Source organism: Bradyrhizobium sp. CCBAU 65884 (assembly GCF_028128835.1).
Taxonomy (GTDB): domain Bacteria; phylum Pseudomonadota; class Alphaproteobacteria; order Rhizobiales; family Xanthobacteraceae; genus Bradyrhizobium; species Bradyrhizobium ottawaense.
Window position 1 is genome coordinate 18,994 of the sequence record NZ_LBJU01000130.1, and the last position, 17,991, is coordinate 36,984.

At 63.0% G+C, this 17,991-nt stretch carries 17 protein-coding genes; 7 read left to right on the forward strand and 10 right to left on the reverse strand.

Annotated features, from left to right (window positions below; all coding sequences use genetic code 11):
* Positions 1-198 precede the first annotated feature (198 nt).
* The 10 genes from ptsN to XI03_RS32065 form a co-directional block, all read right to left on the reverse strand.
* Positions 199-660, reverse strand: coding sequence for a PTS IIA-like nitrogen regulatory protein PtsN (gene ptsN, locus XI03_RS32020; RefSeq protein ID WP_014438750.1), 462 nt, complete (start codon positions 658-660; stop codon positions 199-201).
* A gap of 231 nt (positions 661-891) precedes the next feature.
* Entirely contained in the window at positions 892-1,518 is a 627-nt protein-coding gene (hpf, locus tag XI03_RS32025) for a ribosome hibernation-promoting factor, HPF/YfiA family (RefSeq protein ID WP_028139460.1), read from the reverse strand.
* Between the two features lie 201 nt (positions 1,519-1,719).
* The gene (gene rpoN / locus XI03_RS32030; protein WP_271594325.1) at positions 1,720-3,351 is read right to left on the reverse strand and encodes an RNA polymerase factor sigma-54; all 1,632 of its coding nucleotides are present in this window, start codon (positions 3,349-3,351) and stop codon (positions 1,720-1,722) included.
* Positions 3,352-3,441: 90 nt separating this feature from the next.
* Positions 3,442-4,446, reverse strand: coding sequence for an LPS export ABC transporter ATP-binding protein (gene lptB / locus XI03_RS32035; RefSeq protein ID WP_028139458.1), 1,005 nt, complete (start codon positions 4,444-4,446; stop codon positions 3,442-3,444).
* Positions 4,447-4,668: 222 nt separating this feature from the next.
* On the reverse strand, positions 4,669-5,382 hold the full coding sequence (locus XI03_RS32040) for an LptA/OstA family protein (protein ID WP_038950979.1): 714 nt from the start codon (positions 5,380-5,382) through the stop codon (positions 4,669-4,671).
* A 4-nt stretch (positions 5,383-5,386) separates the two neighbouring features.
* Positions 5,387-6,121, reverse strand: coding sequence for an LPS export ABC transporter periplasmic protein LptC (gene lptC, locus XI03_RS32045; protein ID WP_028139456.1), 735 nt, complete (start codon positions 6,119-6,121; stop codon positions 5,387-5,389).
* Positions 6,122-6,280: 159 nt separating this feature from the next.
* Positions 6,281-6,895, reverse strand: a complete 615-nt coding sequence (locus tag XI03_RS32050) for a ribonuclease D (RefSeq protein WP_018323452.1) — start codon at positions 6,893-6,895, stop codon at positions 6,281-6,283.
* Between the two features lie 103 nt (positions 6,896-6,998).
* On the reverse strand, positions 6,999-8,303 hold the full coding sequence (locus XI03_RS32055) for a UbiA family prenyltransferase (protein ID WP_063615298.1): 1,305 nt from the start codon (positions 8,301-8,303) through the stop codon (positions 6,999-7,001).
* A gap of 228 nt (positions 8,304-8,531) precedes the next feature.
* Positions 8,532-9,086, reverse strand: coding sequence for a hypothetical protein (locus tag XI03_RS32060; RefSeq protein WP_271594326.1), 555 nt, complete (start codon positions 9,084-9,086; stop codon positions 8,532-8,534).
* A gap of 20 nt (positions 9,087-9,106) precedes the next feature.
* Complete coding sequence (locus XI03_RS32065) at positions 9,107-10,270, reverse strand: hypothetical protein (protein WP_271594327.1); 1,164 nt, start codon at positions 10,268-10,270, stop codon at positions 9,107-9,109.
* On the opposite strand from XI03_RS32065, the gene XI03_RS32070 reads away from it, so the two are divergent.
* The 7 genes from XI03_RS32070 to XI03_RS32100 all read left to right on the forward strand — a co-directional run bounded on the left by XI03_RS32070 (position 10,269) and on the right by XI03_RS32100 (position 17,544).
* The gene (locus tag XI03_RS32070) at positions 10,269-10,679 is read left to right on the forward strand and encodes a hypothetical protein (protein ID WP_131233042.1); all 411 of its coding nucleotides are present in this window, start codon (positions 10,269-10,271) and stop codon (positions 10,677-10,679) included. The two genes, XI03_RS32065 and XI03_RS32070, sit on opposite strands and share 2 nt — an antisense overlap.
* Before the next feature lie 367 nt (positions 10,680-11,046).
* Positions 11,047-12,318: an MFS transporter gene (locus XI03_RS32075; protein ID WP_038950974.1), complete on the forward strand. Its 1,272-nt coding sequence runs from the start codon at positions 11,047-11,049 to the stop codon at positions 12,316-12,318.
* 419 nt (positions 12,319-12,737) lie between these two features.
* Positions 12,738-13,169 (forward strand): lysozyme inhibitor LprI family protein, encoded by a 432-nt coding sequence (locus XI03_RS32080; RefSeq protein ID WP_271594328.1) that lies wholly within the window; start codon positions 12,738-12,740, stop codon positions 13,167-13,169.
* Between the two features lie 736 nt (positions 13,170-13,905).
* The gene (locus tag XI03_RS32085) at positions 13,906-14,616 is read left to right on the forward strand and encodes a hypothetical protein (RefSeq protein ID WP_271594329.1); all 711 of its coding nucleotides are present in this window, start codon (positions 13,906-13,908) and stop codon (positions 14,614-14,616) included.
* Positions 14,617-14,717: 101 nt separating this feature from the next.
* Complete coding sequence (locus tag XI03_RS32090) at positions 14,718-16,094, forward strand: bifunctional DNA primase/polymerase (protein WP_271594330.1); 1,377 nt, start codon at positions 14,718-14,720, stop codon at positions 16,092-16,094.
* Positions 16,091-16,996, forward strand: a complete 906-nt coding sequence (locus XI03_RS32095; RefSeq protein ID WP_271594331.1) for a replication initiator protein A — start codon at positions 16,091-16,093, stop codon at positions 16,994-16,996. The genes XI03_RS32090 and XI03_RS32095 overlap by 4 nt, the downstream gene beginning before the upstream one ends.
* Positions 16,993-17,544 (forward strand): FCD domain-containing protein, encoded by a 552-nt coding sequence (locus XI03_RS32100; protein ID WP_271594332.1) that lies wholly within the window; start codon positions 16,993-16,995, stop codon positions 17,542-17,544. Before XI03_RS32095 ends, XI03_RS32100 begins: the two co-directional genes overlap by 4 nt.
* The last annotated feature ends 447 nt before the right edge of the window (positions 17,545-17,991 follow it).

Below are 17,991 nucleotides of genomic sequence, written 5' to 3' on the forward strand. Positions count from 1 at the left end.
TTCCATTCCGTATCACGTCTGCTCAGTCCCATTGGTCTCGAGCGACTCTTAGCGGACCTTGACGCCGCCCGATGTGCCGTGCGTCTCAAACGGGAAGATTTTGATACCGTCTACCTTGGCTATCCAACGGTGCGCATGCCACGACGCTGCCAACGCCGTGCGATCTGGAAGGCCAACACAGAGCAGGGGAAAGCGACGTCAGGCCGCCGTTGCCGGCGGCAGCGCCAGCACGGAATAGATCGCCTGGGCATCGCGCGAAGCGCGCAGCTTCTTGGCGATGTCCTGGTCGCGCAGCAGGCGGGCGATGCGGGCGAGCGCCTTGAGATGATCGGCGCCGGCGCCTTCGGGGGCGAGCAGCAGGAAGACGAGATCGACCGGCTGGCCGTCCATCGCCTCGAAATCGATCGGGCGGTCGAGGCGTGCGAACAGGCCAAAAATCTTTTCGAGCTTGGGCAGCTTGCCGTGCGGAATGGCAACGCCATAGCCGACCGCCGTGGTGCCGAGCTTCTCCCGCTGCAGCAGCACTTCGAACACGGAGCGTTCGTTCTGCCCGGTCAGCTCGGCGGCCCTGGCCGCGAGCTCCTGCAGGGCCTGCTTCTTGCTGTTGACCTTCAATGCCGGGAGAATCGCCTCGGGTGCGACCAGATCGGTAATCGGCATGGAGGGTTTCCGAGGTGAATTAAACCGTCAGGTTCCGAATTGGCCGGCTTGGAGAGAAACCACGCCGGGCCGGCGTCAAGAAGGTCAAGCAGGAGGAGGACTTAGCCCAAATCCCGTTAAGTCCTGATGTGGGGCGCTTCTACTCCAACGCAATCCCGGTGCCAACTCCCGCGTGCGGCTTTGCCCCGGTCATTGTTAAGGCCTGCGGATGGTACGGGGCCGGTTTTTTGCCTATCCCCCGGCCCTGCTGTTCCCCTTGCCATCCGCGCCGGCATCCGTTTTGGCTCCGGGCGGGTCGATCCAGCCCACATTGCCGTCGGCCCGGCGGTAAATGATGTTCACCCGGCCGCTGGAGCCATGCTGAAAGACCAGGCAGGGAGCCCCGCTCAGGTCGAGTTCCATGACGGCCTCACTGACCGACAGCGGCTTCAGCGAGGTGGTGGCCTCGGCGATGATGACGGGGCTGTAGCCGGTGACCTCGTCCTCGCCCTCCGGGGCCTCGAGCACGTAGCTGGTGGCATCGAGCGCAGCCATCGCTTCGGAGGCGACATGGGCCTTGCGGGCGGAGCGGTCCTTGAGCCGGTTCTTGTAGCGGCGCAGCCGCTTCTCGATCATCAGCAGCGCCTGGTCGGCGCTGGCATAGGCATCCGGCGCGTTCGAATCGGCCTCCAGCGTGATTCCGGAATCCAGGTGCAGGGCGCAATCGGTGCGGAAGCCGAAGCCGTCCTTGCTGAGCGTGATGTGGCCGGAATAATTGCCGTCGAAATATTTGCGCAGCACCTCGTCGGTGCGGTCGGAAACGCGGCCGCGCAGGGCCTCGCCGACGCTGATGCTCTTTCCCGAGATTCTGAGAGTCATGTGATGCCTCGCTTGGTTCACGTGCTCGCGGTGCGATGCCACGTCATCGCACCTCTGGAATATTGCCTGCGCATGATCTCGCCGCAAACGCCTTTGACGCTTGTCGGGAAGCAAAACCGCTGGACACTTTTCCGGATCATGCGCGTGCTTGGATCCGTCTCGACGGGAGGTCGAGAGTAGCGCGATTTCGCGCCAGCGCAATCAGGCCGGTTCGGTGTTGCGGGAACGATCGGACAAGGCGGTAGAGAGGACGTTACCAAGAGCGCTCTGCTTGTCGCGGCGACGTTGCACCGAGGAAGGAATGCGCATGGCTTCGCGGTACTTCGCGACCGTGCGGCGGGCAATATCAATGCCCGAGGCGCGCAAGCGTTCCACGATGGTGTCGTCCGACAGGATCGCCGCGGGCTCCTCCGAATCGATCAGCTGCTTGATGTGGTGGCGCACGGCTTCGGCGGAGTGCGCCTCGCCGCCGTCGGCCGAGGCGATCGAGGCGGTGAAGAAATATTTCAGCTCAAATGTGCCGCGATTTGTCGCCATGTACTTGTTGGCGGTGACGCGCGACACCGTGGATTCATGCATCTGGATGGCGTCGGCGACGGCCTTTAGATTCAGCGGCCGCAAATGCGCGACGCCATGGGTGAAGAAGCCGTCCTGCTGGCGCACGATCTCGGTTGCAACTTTCAGGATGGTGCGGGCGCGCTGGTCGAGCGCGCGCACCAGCCAGGTCGCGTTCTGGAGCGCGTCGGTGAAATAGGACTTGTCGCCGTCCTTGCCGATCTTCTTCGACAGCTCGGAATAGTAGGTCTGGTTGACCAGCACGCGCGGCAAGGTGTCGCTGTTGAGCTCGACATGCCAGCCGCCGTCGGGACCCGGGCGGACATAGACGTCGGGCACCATGGTCTGCAGACGCGCCGAGCCGAACTTCATGCCGGGCTTGGGATTGAGGCGGCGGATCTCGCCGATCATGTCGGCGATGTCCTCGTCGTCGACGCCGCAGATCTTGCGCAGGGCCACGATGTCGCGCTTGGCCAGGAGATCGAGATGCTCGACCAGGGCCTGCATCGCGGGGTCGTAGCGGTCGAGTTCGCGGAGCTGGATCGCCAGGCATTCGCTCAAATTGCGCGCACAGACCCCGGGCGGATCGAATTTTTGCAGCACGGCAAGGACGCCCTCGACGTCGGCTTGCGTCGCGCCAAGGCGCTCGGCGGCCTGGCCGAGATCGCCCGGCAGATAGCCGGCCTCGTCGACGAGGTCGATCAAATACTGGCCGATCATGCGCTGGGCAGGTGCGGTGAAGGCCACCGAGAGCTGCTCGGCCAGATGGTCGCCGAGTGTGGTTTCCGCGGCGACGAAGGCTTCGAGATTGTAGTCCTCGTCGCCGGAGGCACCGCCGCCCCATTCCGTATAGGTGGTCGGCGCTGCATCCTGGGCGTTGCGCGCTGCGGCCTCGGCCGGCTCCTCGGAGAAGACGTTGTCCAGGCCCGTATCCAGGGTCTGCTCGATCTCGGCGCGGGTGCCGAGATCCTTGCTCATCCATTCTTCCTGGCCGGGCTCGAAGGCCTCGCCGCTGCCGCCAAAGCCATCGTCGCCCTGACCATCACCCTGGCCGCCGGACTCCTCGCCATCGCTGTACTGGCCGGCCTCGGCCGGGCCCTCGCCCGCGGGGGCCTCGTCATTGGCCCGTTCCAGCAGGGGATTACGCTCGAGCTCCTCTTCCACGAAGGTCGTGAGATCAAGATTGGACAATTGCAGCAGCTTGATCGCCTGCATCAACTGCGGCGTCATGACCAGCGACTGCGATTGCCGGAACTCTAATCTCTGCGTGAGCGCCATGAAGCAAGAACCGTTCCCAAAAATTGGTCCGATTTTTGCTTATCCTAGTCCGGGCCCGATGTACACGTCTTGACGAAACCCAAAAACGGGCTAGAGGCGGAATTCCTCGCCAAGGTAAAGGCGGCGCACGTCCGGATCGGCGACGATCTCATCCGGGCTCCCCTCGGTCAAGATTTCGCCGGCATAGACGATGTAGGCGCGATCGGTGAGGCCGAGCGTCTCACGGACATTGTGGTCGGTGATGAGCACGCCGATGCCGCGATTGGTGAGATGGCGGACGAGGTCCTGGATGTCGCCGACCGCGATCGGGTCGATGCCGGCGAAGGGCTCGTCGAGCAGCATGTAGTTCGGACGCGTCGCCAGCGCGCGCGCGATCTCGACGCGGCGCCGCTCGCCGCCGGACAGCGCGATCGACGGTGATTTGCGCAGCCGCGTGATGTTGAACTCGTCGAGCAGCGAATCGAGCTGCTGCTCGCGCTTCTTGCGCGAGGGCTCCACCACTTCGAGCACGGCGCGGATGTTCTGCTCGACGGTGAGGCCGCGGAAGATCGAGGCTTCCTGCGGCAGATAGCCGATGCCAAGTCGCGCGCGCTGATACATCGGGAGCTTGGTGACGTCGTGGCCGTCGAGCTCGATGGCGCCGCGATCGGCCTTGATCAGGCCGGTGATCATGTAGAACACGGTGGTCTTGCCTGCGCCGTTCGGACCGAGCAGGCCGACCGCTTCGCCGCGGCGCACATAGATGCTGACACCGCGCACCACCTGGCGGCTGCCGAAGGCCTTTTCCACGCTATGCACAGCCAGGAAGCCCGGCCGCTTCAGGAGCTGCGGCCCACCGCCGTTCGGCTTGGCGGCGGCCCTGACGGGGTGAACTGCCGGCTGGCGCGGCGCCTCGGCTTGATAGTCGCCTTGATAGTCGTCCGGGAACTGATCGGGCGCATGGATCGCCTGGTCGCGGGCCATCGGCGCGTCCCGGATCGGGCTGGTCACAAGCCCGCCGACCCCGTCACCGAGCGCGGTGATGTCCTGACGCGCAAATCCTGGCCGGCCGCGCTTGGCGGGGCGCCGACGGAACATGCTGAAGAGATCGACCATCCCCGCCTTTTAGCCTTTCGCGACGATCCTGCGCGAATTCGCGCGATCTGCCGCACCGGTCGTTCGACTAGCCGGTGCAGCATGAGTGAAGGGATGTCTCATGCCCAGTGAAACACGCCCGAAAAGCGGCGGACCCCGCTTCGAAAGCCCTGCGCGCTAGATACAGTCTCGCCGGCCAAGCTTCAACCTCGGTTCGGCCGCATCCGAACCAAGCTGTTGAATTCATTTCGGTTTAGTTGCGCCGGGCAATTGCAAAGGCGGCGCCCCGCCGGGCTTGCCCGAACCGCAATCATTGCCGCCGCCCTGGGGCAGCAGGGCCTGAACCCGGCCGTTGTCGGATTCCACCCGCGACACGCCCGTCGTCATGTCGACCATCAAACGGTCGCCGCGCAGCACGTTCTTGCACTGCGTCAGGACGACCTGGCCGCCGCCGCCCAGCATGGTGATGAGATTGGTCCTGGTGTCGAACACGGCGGTCTCGCCGGTCACCACCTGGTCCTTCTGGGTGACCACGACATTGCCGCGCGCCTCCAGCCGTTTGATCGAGGAACTGCCGCCGGGGCCCGGCTGCGCCGACTGCATCGGCGCGCCCTTGGCCGCCTTGGCCGCTGGCTGCGGCGTGGCGGGCTTGTCGCCGCCCGACTCGTAGAACACCACCAGGGTTTTCGAGGTCATGGTGGTGTCGCCCTGGACGACCTTCACATTGCCGGCGAAGGTCGCCTCCTTCTTCTTGTCGCGCATCTCGAGCGAGGCGGCCTCGATCTGAATCGGCTGATCACGGTTCTGCGAAAAACCCTGCATCGCGTTCGGCACGCCCTGCATCGTGCTCTGCGCAAAAGCGGTGCCGGTTGCAGCAAGCACGACAATGGCGGCGAGCGCAGCTGCACTGAAGATGGCGCTGCGCTTGTTGTCGTTGCGCGGAAAAGACCTGATCATGAAATCACTTTGAATTGGCAGATTTGTTCTTTGACTTGGCCGGCGGCGCCGCCGGCGCGGGCTCGGCCGGCGCAGGCTGAGCGGCGGCGGGGTCATCCAGCTTGTCCAGATGCATCACCACATTGCCCTCGAAGCGGATGACGTCGCCGCCTTCCGTAATGCGTAAGCGGTCCGCGGTCAGCGTGCCGTTGGTCAGCTTGACGTCGACGCGCTCGTCCGAGGAGACCGTGCCCTTGCCCATGTCCACGAAGGCCGAGTTCAACCGGGCCTCGTAGCCGGTTGAGGTGCGCAGGAAGATGTCCTTGTGCAGATCGAGCTGCTGCTGCTTGTTGTCGAAGCGGCCGGTGCGGGCATCGAGGAACAGGGTGGATTGATCCTCCATCAGCACTTTCGCGCGCAGGTCGGAGAGATCGACATGATCGGGATCGGTGATGTCCTGTGTCGCAGTCTTGGCCCAGAGCTCGTAGGGCCGCTGGTCCGGCGTGTAGCCCGCCAGATGCGGCGATTCCATCGTGATCTTGGTGCCCGACACCACCAGGTTTCCGGAATCGAGCGGCAGCTTCGGCATCAGCATGCGGAACGGATTGAAGACCGAGACGCCGACGATCGCGGCCATCGACAGCAGCACTGCAGCCGGCACCGCGAGGCGCAGAATCCGCACCAGACGGCTGTGGCGCGCCGCGCTGGCAAACTTCGCCGCAAGCGCGGCGTCGTAGGTGGGATTGTGGGCCGAATTCACCTGAGCTCCTGAGGTGCCGCTCGCCAGGCCGGGTTGCAGGCCGCTCCATTGTACCCGTGACCGCCGCAATATGCAGCCTTGTACATATCAGGCTTGGACAGGCCGCATGAAAGTGTCCGAAACGGGGCGCAGCCCGAAGTCTAACCGGCGGGCGAGGGCTCAGGAATGCGCGAAAATGTCCTCCTCCGCCCAGCCCTGGAGGTCGAGCAGGGCGCGGGTCGGCAGGAAGTCGAAACAGGCTTTGGCCAGCGCGGTGCGGCCCTCCCGCACCAGCATGGCGTCGAGCCGTTCGCGCAAGGCATGCAGGTGCAGCACGTCCGAGGCGGCATAGGCGAGCTGCGGCTCGGTCAGGCTGTCGGAACCCCAGTCGCTGGATTGCTGCTGCTTGGAGAGATCGACATTGAGCACCTCGCGCACGAGGTCTTTCAAGCCGTGGCGATCGGTGTAGGTGCGGGTCAGGCGCGAGGCAATCTTGGTGCAATAAATCGGGCCGGTCATGACGCCGAAGGTCTGGTACAGCACCGCGACGTCGAACCGCGCGAAGTGGAAGATCTTGGTGATGGCGGGATTGGCCAGCAGCGCCTTGAGGTTCGGCGCGTCGGTGTGTCCCTTGGGGATCTGCACCACGTCGGCGCTGCCGTCGCCGGGCGAGAGCTGCACCACGCAGAGCCGGTCGCGGTGCGGGTTCAGCCCCATGGTCTCGGTGTCGATCGCCACCGCTCCGGTGTAGCGGGACAGGTCGGGCAGGTCGCCGCGATGCAGGCGTACGGTCATGGCGTTTCAAAACCTCGGGTCTAATCGGTGCGTCGGCAAATAGCGAGTTCGGATTGCCCGCGATGTAGCCATTGCCGGCGGGCCGCGCAAGCACGGGCTTCGCTCAGATCGCCGCCAGCATGATGCAGATCATCGCCGCGACCGCAATGCGGCTGGGGCCGTCGCGGAAGGCGTACAGAATCGGGTCATCGGGCATCTCGCGGCGATGCGCCATCATCAGGGCGCGGCCGAACCAGTACAGCAGCAGCGGATTGAGCAGCCACAGCATCCAGGGACGGCTGTACAGCGGCGTCACCGCGGACGAGGAGACGTAGAGCGAGAACACGGTCACCGCGTTCATCGCGCTCGCCGCCGCCATCGCGGCGATGATTTGCAGATCGGTGACGCGATAGTCGCGATTGGAAGGATCGGAAAGGCCGGCGCTCTCGCGCATGCTGAGCTCGCTGAAGCGCTTGATCAGCGCCAGCGACGTGAACACGAAGAGCGAGAAGATCAGCAGCCATTCCGATAGCACCACGCCGACGCCGACCGCGCCGGCGACGATGCGAAGCGTGTAGAGACCGGCGAGCGTGACGATGTCGACCAGCATCTTGCGCTTGAGCGCGAGCGAATAGGCGATGGTGGTGACAAGATAGGCGCCGAGCACGCCGAGAAACAGAGGCGAGATGCAGAGGCCGGCCACGACCGCGAACAGCCACAACGCAGGGATCGCTGATAGCGCGGACGAGATCGGCAGATCTCCGGCCGCCAGCGCGCGATGGCGCTTGGTCGGATGCTGCCGGTCCGCTGCGAGATCGAGGAGATCATTCATCAGATAGGCGCCAGACGCACAGGCCGAGAACGCCAGGAACGCCAGCAGCGCGGAGCCAAAGCTGGCAAAATTCAGCTGATGCGCGGTGATGACAGGTACGAACACCAGCGTGTTCTTGGCGTATTGATAGACGCGCAGCGCCTTGGCCCAGGTCCTGAGGCTGGTCTTGAGGCTGGCGTTGCGGCTGCCGCGGTTTTCGATGCGCTCGATGGCGCCGCGGTCGAACGGCAGGCTTTCGCCTGCAGCCAGATCAGCCGGCGCAACGACACCGTCAAAGCCGAGATGCGCGGCAATGCCGGCGGCGTGGTGGGCGAAGCGGCCGGCCACCAGATAGATCTTCGCGCCCCGCGCCCGCGCAGCGAGCGCCCGGTTCAACACGTCGGAATCATAGGGCAGATGGGCGTAGTCGATCTCGGCGCGCGCCAGGATATCCGTGAGTGCCGCCATGCCCGGTCGTCCGCCCGCGCCGAAGCGGGCGAGCATGCGGCCGGGGCTGGAGAACAGCGCCTCCATCAGCAGCTCGGACCGCAGCAGGCCGCCTTCGAGATCGATGACGAGCGTCCGCGTGGCCGCCGCCGTGACCAACGGCTCGGGCACGCCAGGATCATACTGCCGGGCAGGCTGCTCCATCCGAAAACGCTCTGACTTGCCGCAAACTGACCGGCATCCGGCCGGGAGCAGGGAAATGGACGGTCAGGACACTAGGGGAGCATTCGCTAAGGGCGGCTTAATCGGGGCTGCCAGGAGCAGCGAGAACAGGGTGGGGCGCGGCCGCCAATCCGGCGACAAACGAAGACTTATCAATGAGATAGTGCTCAGAAACGCTCACGGCGTCTTCTTCTGTGCAGGCACAGCCGGCTTCACGGGCGTCACCTGGGCTTGCGGCTGGGGGGATGCGGCTTCCGGCGTAGAGATCGCGATGGCGATCAGACGCCATTGCCCGGCCACGGTCTGAAACGTGAGATCGAACTGGATCTGGTGCGGCCGGGTCGGGATGTAACCTGCCAAGCGCAGCATTCCGCGCTGATCGAGCGCGGGCGCGTCGCTGAATTGCGGCGCCAGCAATGCCGCACCGTAGAGATCGAAGTTGCGGCGCCGCAGATCGAGAAAATTCAGCGCGAGATCGGCGGCGGTGTTGCGCGCCTGGAAATCGGGCGCAGCAAGGTCGCGCAGCACCGTGTAATTGCCCGTGCGGTTGGCATCGTTGAGCGTGAGCAGCGTCGAGCGGATCAGATAGAGAGCCTGCTCCAGTGTGACGGGCAGCGACGGCAGCGCGGCAGCCGCAGCCTGCGCAGGCGTCTTCTGCTGCGCCATCGCCCCGTCGCTTCCGCAGCACAGCAGCAGCGCCAGTGCCATCACGGCTCGCGCGATCAATTGCATCGAATTGCCAAAGCCTGGCATCACCAGCCGACGCGCATTCCGACGCGGCCGCCCAATCCGCCGCCGTTGGTGCCGTAGGTCAGGCCGCCGCTGGCCTGCACATGCTCGCTGACGCGCAGCGCCGCACTCATGGAGAGCGCATTGGTGTTCTGAAACGTACCCCAGTTCATGCTCATCGCGATCTTCTCGGACGGCATCAGCCAGGGCGAGCCTGACATCGCAAAGGCCATCGCGACGCCGTTGATCGCCTTGCCGGTCCTGCCGTCGAGGTCGTTGAGGCGGGCATTGATGCCTGCGAGCTGGCTGTTGATGCTTGCGATATCCGCGGGGCTCGCAAACCCGAGTGCACTGAGCGAGGTGGAGGCGAGATTGCCGGCCGCGTCCGTGGTGACGAGTTGCACGGGTCCGGACTGCGCGGCCGCGCTCGCAGCCGAGGTGACGCCTGTCATCGTGTAGGTATTGCTCGCGGTGCCGTAGACCTGCTGGTTGGCGCGGGTCGCGGTGGCGCCGTTGCCGATCGCGGTGGAGTTGGCGAAGGTTGCGGAGGCGCCATTGCCGAAGGCCGAGGAATTTGCGCCGGTTGCGTAGGAGCCGTTGCCCACCGCGGTGTTCGCAACACCGTTTCCGCTCGCGTTGGCGCCGTTTCCGACCGCAATGTTGAAGCTGCCGGTGCCGCTGGCATTGGATTGCGTGCCGTTCGCGATATTGCTCGAATTGGCGCCGTTGGCATTCGCCAGATAGCCGGCCGCCGCGTTGGAGCTGTTGGCGCCAAATGCGAGGGCGGCGTTGCCGGTGGCGACGTTATTGCTTCCAGACCCGCTCGCATTGGTGTTCAGGCCGGTCGCGATATTGAAGCTGTTGTCGCCGGTCGCGTTGGAGTTGACGCCGGTCGCGATGTTGGCGCTGCCGTTGCCGAAGGCGTTGGCGTTGCTCCCCGTCGCGGTGTTGGCGCTGGCGTCACCGTAGGCCTTGGCGACAAACCCGTTCGCAACATTTCTGCTGTTGTTGCCGGAGGCATTGGAACTGCGCCCTGTCGCGACGTTCCTGCTGTTGTCTCCGTTGGCCAGGGCGGTCAGCCCGGATGCAAGATTGCCGCTGTTGTTGCCACTGGCATTGGCTCCGGCGCCGGCCGCGATATTGGTGCTGTTGTCACCGCTGGCTTGCGCGTTGTTTCCGGACGCCATGTTTTTGCTGCCATCACCGCTGGCGATGGCTCCCGCTCCGGTCGCGCTGTTGAAGCTGTTGTTGCCGCTGGCGTTGGCATTGTTTCCGGTCGCAATATTGGAGCTGCTGTGGCCGCTGGCGTTGGCGCCGGTCCCGGTCGCGGAGTTGTTGCTGCCGTTGCCGTCAGCGGAAGCGGACGGCCCGCAGGCAAAATTGCTCGCTGAGCCGGCCGCCGTGGCGCCTTGCTCAGACGCGGCACCATCCACGCACACGAACTGGGCCCGGGCTTCCGGCCCGCCGGCGCAGGCCGCGATCACGGCAATGAGCGCCGTTGCAAGAAAAGCGGTGACTGGCGCCCGCAATGAAATGGTCATGTTCGTTCCCCACCCCGTCTTCCAAACCCGCAACCGGCAAGAAGAGGAAGAATGAAGACCGCCGTCACTTCCAGCCCCAATTCACTTCCAGCCCCAAGCCGCCGCCACGCCAACGCGATCGACGTTTGGCGGCTCTCAAAGCATGCGGCCCGTGGCTTTGGGAAGACGCGCGATGCACGAAAGCCTGCGCGGCCTATCGTCCTCCCATGTTCATGGGGGCCGCCCGGTGTCCCGGCTTCTCAATCCGCGCACTCGTTTCGCGAAGAGGCGGACGGTTTGCCGAATGCCCGGCTGTTGCATGGAACCCACAACGGCGCACGAACTGCCCGTTTCGGCAGAGCCTCTGGCGCGCGCGCCGTGGAAATCGTGCGGGCCCACCCCATCTGCCAGTTTCGCTCCCCGCGACCCACGAATCGAGATCCATGACCGAACAGATGCTCGCCGCGCCGATCGACGATCCATCAGGACGCCAGCGCGGCTTCTCGCGCTATCAGGCGCTCCTCATTGCGCTGCTCGCGTTCACGCAGTTCACGATCATCCTCGACTTCATCATCATGTCGCCGCTCGGCGCCATCCTGATGCCCGCGCTCGACATCACGGCCGGGCAATTCGGCGTCGCGGTGTCGGCCTACGCGTTCAGCGCGGGCATTTCGGGCGTGCTGGCCGCCGGCTTTGCCGATCGTTTCGACCGCAAGCGCCTGCTGCTGTTCTTCTATGTCGGCTTCACGCTCGGCACCATGCTCTGCGCCGCCGCGCAGAATTATCACGTGCTGCTGCTCGGCCGGATCGTGACCGGATTGTTCGGGGGCGTGATCGGCTCGGTGGTGCTCGCCATCATCACCGATCTATTCCCGCTGCACCTGCGCGGCCGCGTGATGGGCTTCGTCCAGACGGCGTTCGCCGCGAGCCAGGTGCTGGGTATTCCGGCCGGGCTGTTTCTCGCCAATCACTGGAGCTGGCACGTCTGCTTCATTGCGATCGTGATCGTGTCGATCGCGGCGATCGCCATCATCGCCTTCGCCATGGAGCCGGTCGACGCGCATCTGAAATCGAAGCAGGACAAGAACCCGTTCCACCATCTGATCGCGACGATCGGACAGCCGCGCTATACGCTGGCCTTCGCCGTCACGACGCTGCTGGCGACCGGCGGCTATATGCTGATGCCGTTCTCCAGCGCCTTCACCGTGCACAATCTCGGCATCGACATCACGCACCTGCCGACGATCTATCTCGTCTCCGGCCTGTTCAGCATCGTCACGGGGCCACTGGTCGGCAGGGCAAGCGATGCGTTCGGCAAATATCCGACCTTCGTCTTCGGCAGCGTGGTGTCCGTCATCATGGTGCTGATCTACACCCATCTCGGCCACGTCGCGCTTACGACCGCGATCCTCGTCAACGTGCTGATGTTCGTCGGCATCTTCTCGCGCATGATCCCGTCGCAGGCCCTGATGTCGGCAATCCCCGATCCCGACCAGCGCGGCTCCTTCAGCGCGGTCAGCGCCTCGCTGCAGCAGCTCTCCGGCGGGCTCGGCTCGGTGCTCGCCGGCGCGATCATCGCGCAGGCGCCGGATGGCTCGCTGATCCATTTCGACCGGATCGGCTACGTCGTCGTCGCATCGGCGATCGTCTCGCTGGTAGCGATGTACTTTGTGCAGAGGGCGGTGGCGGAGCGGGCGGGGAAAAGGGTGGTATGAGGGACAGCAAAGGCGACTGAGCCGGCAGACCGTGCATCGCATGCGTGACGATCAGGACGCCGCCCACGGCGCTCTTGCGCGTTGGGACGCGATAGCCAGTGCGTGCCTTAACCGGTCCCGCCGTCATTAGTCGTCAGCGTAGCTCCTGTTCCACATTAAGGTGAACCGACACTGGGCCTTCGATGACCAAAGTTGCATGTATCACGTTTTGGTCGAAAATCTCGTTAGTCAGGTCAAGGCGCATTCAAAGGCATTGATTGGAGAGGGCGTAGCCGAAGCCGCATACCCCCCTCGTTTCCCCCTTCCCACTCGCCGTCCGGCCCTTCCGCCACACCGGCCGGTCGATGCGCGAACGGAGATCTCCAATGAAGCTTAAACTTGCCGCCGCGATGCTCGCCGCTAGCCTCCCGCTCGCATCGATGGCTTTCGCCCAGGGCACCGCGCCAGCCGACCTTGCAGTGATCGATGCCTGCCTGAAGACCGCGGAGAAAACCGGCGGTTTCGGCAGCGCGTGCGTCGGGCTCGTCGCCGACCCCTGCATCAAAGCGGCAGAGGGCGCGAATGACGATGTCGCCAAATGGAAAGCCTGCGCGGCGCGCGAACTCGCCGTTTGGACGCAAAAAACCAGTGAGGCGCTCAAGAAGGTTCAGGCTGGCGGGTTCGCCGACGTGATCAAGGCGGCCAACGACTCGCAGAAAACTTTCGCCGCGTCGCGTGATCGCCTCTGCGCGGCCTTCGACCAGGTCGACCCCGGCATGTACCGGGGCGGCGCGAGCTACTGCCGCCTGCGTGAGACCGCGAACCGCTCGCTGAGCCTGATCAAGCTCGGCGCCGCGGTCAACGAGCACTGAGACCTCTCAGGCCCTTGGGGTCATCAGCTTTGCCGACCTTTTCCCACCTAGCGACGACGGCTTCGGCCGCGAGCGCAGTGGACGTCGTTCGTAGCTCACCTGGCACCCGGGCAACGGCTGTCGGCGCGTAGCGCTTGCCTAAGCGACTGACAAAGCCAGCCGCCTCAAGCTCGCCGGCGATCTGAGTCGACCCGACGATCGATCTAGGCCATTCGGTACGCCATGAGCGCTGTGCCTCGGTTTTGTGTACCGGTCAGCGGCTCAAATTCCCTGCAAATGAGCGATTTCAACCACTTGGGTTGGGGGTGGTGCCCAGGAAAGGATTGGCCTCCATCGCTCACAAGCCCAGCAAAAACAAACGCTTAGTCAACCCATCAGGATGCCCTGTGTATCACTTTGGTGTATTATCGTCTAGCGCTCGGCCGCACACGACGTGGCAACTTATTTGGCGGCGACAGAATTCCAAGCCGATTAACGGTGGACGAAGTAGCCCCAAGAATAACCAGTGAGGGGTTGGAGGAGGGATACAGATTCCTCTGCCCTTCAAAGAACGACGAGTGGCTGCAAAGTGACTAGAGTTCCAAAAACGTCCGCGGAGTACCCCACTTTCCGTCCGCCGCGTACCGCGACCGGCGTTCTTCAGGTGCCGCTCCTCGTGCAATACCGCTACTCAAGTGTGCTGCTACGAGGTAAGTCCGCTCAAAGGGGTCGTTGCCAACTAAATCGAGGTTCGAACTTGAGAACGTCCAAACCACTTCCGCCGCTGCATCCGCCTATTGCCGAAGAAGATGAGGGTTTCTACGCGCCGACATCACCGCCACCTGCCGGACAAATTTCGCTTAGTAGCGTGCTCCGCGACCTCCGATTTCGAAAGTATGGCGCCGACTTAGATAATAAGGATCTCGATCAAGCCGACGAGCCGTTACGTCAACTGCTTCTCAGAGGCGATTCTGTTGCGTCGATCTGGACTGGGAACGAACTCAAATCGGTGCCCGCCGAGAGCTGGGACGACGCCTCGTTTGTGTTTCGCGCCTGCTCCGGCTGGCCTGGTGCCGACGGAGGATTTATCGTCCTCGAGGAGGCGATCGTTAATAAACTGTCGCTGAACGACACTGGTAACGGCAGCGCGTCGACACAATCGGCCCAATCGCTCAAGTCCGGGAGTGAATTGACGCCTGGCGCGGCCAAACTCGACTTCCCCATATCTTTGTACCTTGAAGTCATGCTCGCTTGGTCAAAAGCGGCCGCAGGCCATCACAAAGAGTGGACCAAGAAGGAAATCGACTCTTGGCTTCGAGAGCGATGGCCATGTGCCGACGTCCGCCCTAGCGATAACGCATACGCTCAAATGGCGGGGTTATGTCGCAATGAGGAGTACCGCGGAGGTGGCGTCAAGAAAAACGCCGACGTGAAGCGCCGCAAAAGAGCAACAACTCCAAAGGCTTGAAAAGGTGCGCTGCCTTCGCACCGCGAGGATATTGCCTTTCTACGTTTTTCGCTTCGGTCTTTTCGATCACGTTCTCCGCGATTTATCGCCGGAGAATCCACGTGTCGTCGCCTCAGCAGTTTACCGAACCGACCTTAGATATCGCTCTTAGTAACCTGCCCCGCGTATCTGCGGGGCACTCGTCGCCGTCCAGCATCCTGACTGGAGTTCGCCGCGAGTCCTTCCTCAGGGACTTACTCGCCCCTATCCTTTCCAATGGTTACCGCTGTATTCCCATTCTGCCGGGACAGAAACGTACGTCTCTGCGGGGCTGGTCGAAATTCTGTTCGGAGCAACCCACGATCAAACAGGCCGCCGCCTGGATCGAACGCCATCCGGATTACGGCATTGGGATCGCGTGCGGCTGGTCCTGCGTTGGCATCGACATCGACGAATCCGATCCGAGCAAAGCATCGGAAGTCGAAGATCTCGTCTGCGCACGGTTGGGCGTGACGCCGCTCAAGCGCATTGGCCTCGCCCCCCGCGCAATCCTCGTCTTTCGCGTCGGCGCCGGCGCCATCATCCCCTCTAGACATGTGGGCAAGGTCGACATCATTGGTGATGGTACGTACTTCGTCGGCTACGGCATTCATCCAGGTACCGGCCATCCGTACGCTTGGCCCGTGGATTCGCCTCTTACCACCAAGATCTCCAACCTACCGAGCGTCACGCAAGCCCAAATTGGTCATTTGATCGAGGCGCTGTCCGATTATTACAGGATTGCCGACCACGTTACCGATCATGATCAGCAGACAGGCCATGCGGCCCCTGTCCGGCTTCGTACCATCTCTCGGTCAGACGCTCACTGGATTTACAACAACCGCGGCCAGGTCATCGACGGCCGAGATAGTTTTCTCACTGCAAAAATCTATCAAGCCTACGCAAATGGCGCCTCAACCGCGAATGCGATCGCCGACCAAGCCTGGTCGCTTTTTGTCGCCGGAGCAGATCTGACTCGCCCGAAGCGCGATGGCAAGCGCCCCTGGCAAAAGACGGATGCCCTCGCGAAGGCCGCCTATCTGTTGCGCAGCGGGAAAACTCGCCCCGCTGCCGCCATCGTCTCTACTACAAGCTCTGGCAACATCGTGGCTTGGTCATCCGACGACCTCGAACGTTTCATCCAATCCGTCAATGCCGCCGGCGCTGCCGGTGAACTGTCGCCTACGCAAGTCTCTATCTCACACGCAATGACCGAATTCGCGCGTCACAAGAATGATTGTTTCGCGTCCTGTGAGACAATCGCAAACGCGGTCGGCTGCAAACCGAACACCGTCAAGAAAGCTCGGCGGCGATTGCGGACGCTGGGCTTCTGGACCTCCCAGCAGTGCCGCGGCGGCAAGGGCTTCATCGCTCACTATCGACCGAATCCAGCGTCCGTCGATCGCAGTGATCTCTTTTCAGTTTATCACAACCTCGTTTCCAAGGAGGCTACGTCGTGAGCCGTGTTGTTAAGCCCCCGCTTCTGAATCCCATGACGGATATGCGGCAGCTCGTGCCTTTCGCGAAGTACCCGATTTTTGCTCTCGCGCCTGGTCAACGTCGCGTCGAGTTCAAGGACCGCGTCGGCGATAAGTTCTTTTACTTCTTCGTGACCACCGATGATGCTTCATACATTCCGACGCTCTCGGACTCAGACATTCTTATTTACCTCGTGTCGCTGTTGACCGCGTCTTTCAATCGCGGCGAAATACTGTCTACTGAACTTCCGTTCCGACCGAACGACGCGTTGCGCTTTCTCGGTCGCCATACTGGGGGCCGTCAACGTTCGTTCCTGGCCGCATCACTTCGTCGCCTTGAGCGAGCAAATTTCATCGGCAACATCCCGCTCGGGTCTACCGTCAGCCTGCCCCCCGGCACTTTGATCGAGCGCTTCGACTGGCCTGAGGGTGATGATCTGCCCCGAACAATCCACGTCCCGTCGTGGATGCTTCATCAGGTCCAACAAAAGCAGATTCTGCGGATCGACCCCGCATCGCTGCGGCTTCGTGGTCTCGAACGCTGCATCAACGAATGGGCGCGCGTCCATGCCTCGAGAGCGGTGACGTCACCCTGGACTATAAAAATCAGCTATGCCTGGTTCAAAGCGGGGGGCCTTCGCGAACCACGCTCGGAAGGCGGCTTCCGCAAATTCCGGTTTGCGCTCCGACGCGTGGTCGAGCGCAACGCACTGCCGGGCTACCACCTTAGCCTTTGTGGTACCGGGAAGGACGCTAGCCTTGCCATTCAACGGCTAGCGGTGGCCCAAAAGGCGTCCCTTGCGGCATCTGTTCCCGAGTTCGACGTCCGCGAAACACTTGTCCTCATTCTTGATAACTCTCAAACCTCGGAGTGCGATGCATGACGATCCAACTCAATCCTTTTGCCTTCTGTCACACGATTGGCAGCCTCGCCCGTCAAGAAAAGGTCGCTCGTTATCGCAAACATCTCTACATGTGCGCCGCTCATCACGCCGGCCATAGCGAGCCTTCGCTTTCGGGAAAGACGTCTGATCAGGTCGTCGCCTTGTTCTGGCAGGAATGTGCTGCGCTAAGCATGCTTAACGCCGGCCCCGCAGAGGAGGATCGCCTGGAATCTGCTGTCGCGGCTATTCGCTTCAGCTGCGCCGTCGGCGCTGATTGCACGAAAGTGCAGCGCTCATTTCACCAAGCGTTGCTAGAGATTGCCGACCATTCATTTTCGGCCAGCTTTCGTCAGATCTGGTCGTTCCACGCGCCACTCATTGTCTTTCCCACGCGGAAGATGGCCCAGGGTCGAGCCATCGTGGCGATCCGTCATCTGCATTTCTACGCGAACCACGGCAATGATGATGCCGGCGCTCGCGCCATGACTCGGTACCTCGATTTAGTACTAAAGGCTTCCCCGACCACTAGGTCGTCAGAGTCGGTCTAAACCGACGAGCCATTCAGCGCCTTCACGGCCTCCTGCGCATCATCGCAGTAGGCCGCGATTGCCCGGTCGTTGCCTCGAGTCATCGGGGCGGCCTCTGTCGCATTCATTAGCGTTGGTCCTACTTTGTTCAAATCAGATGCTCGATCCGGATTCCGCTGGCGCGGGAATGCACGGTAAGGCCGAGCTGTTGACGGTCGCGGGCGGCGTCGGAACTTGCCCGCCTTCGTTCGTCTTGAATCTGAGTCACCCATCGCCACGCGCATCGCGGTGCTGGTCGCCGTCCCACCAGCACCGGACTTGAAGGGGGAGTGGCTGCCTCCGATGAGACAAGCAGCCGCTTCAAACCGCTCCAGAAGCTGTCGATGAGTATGCTTGCGGTCCTCAGACCCGCCAACTCCACACTTGCAGCTGGGTCCCGACCGGATGCGCTAAGGTAAACTTCCGAGT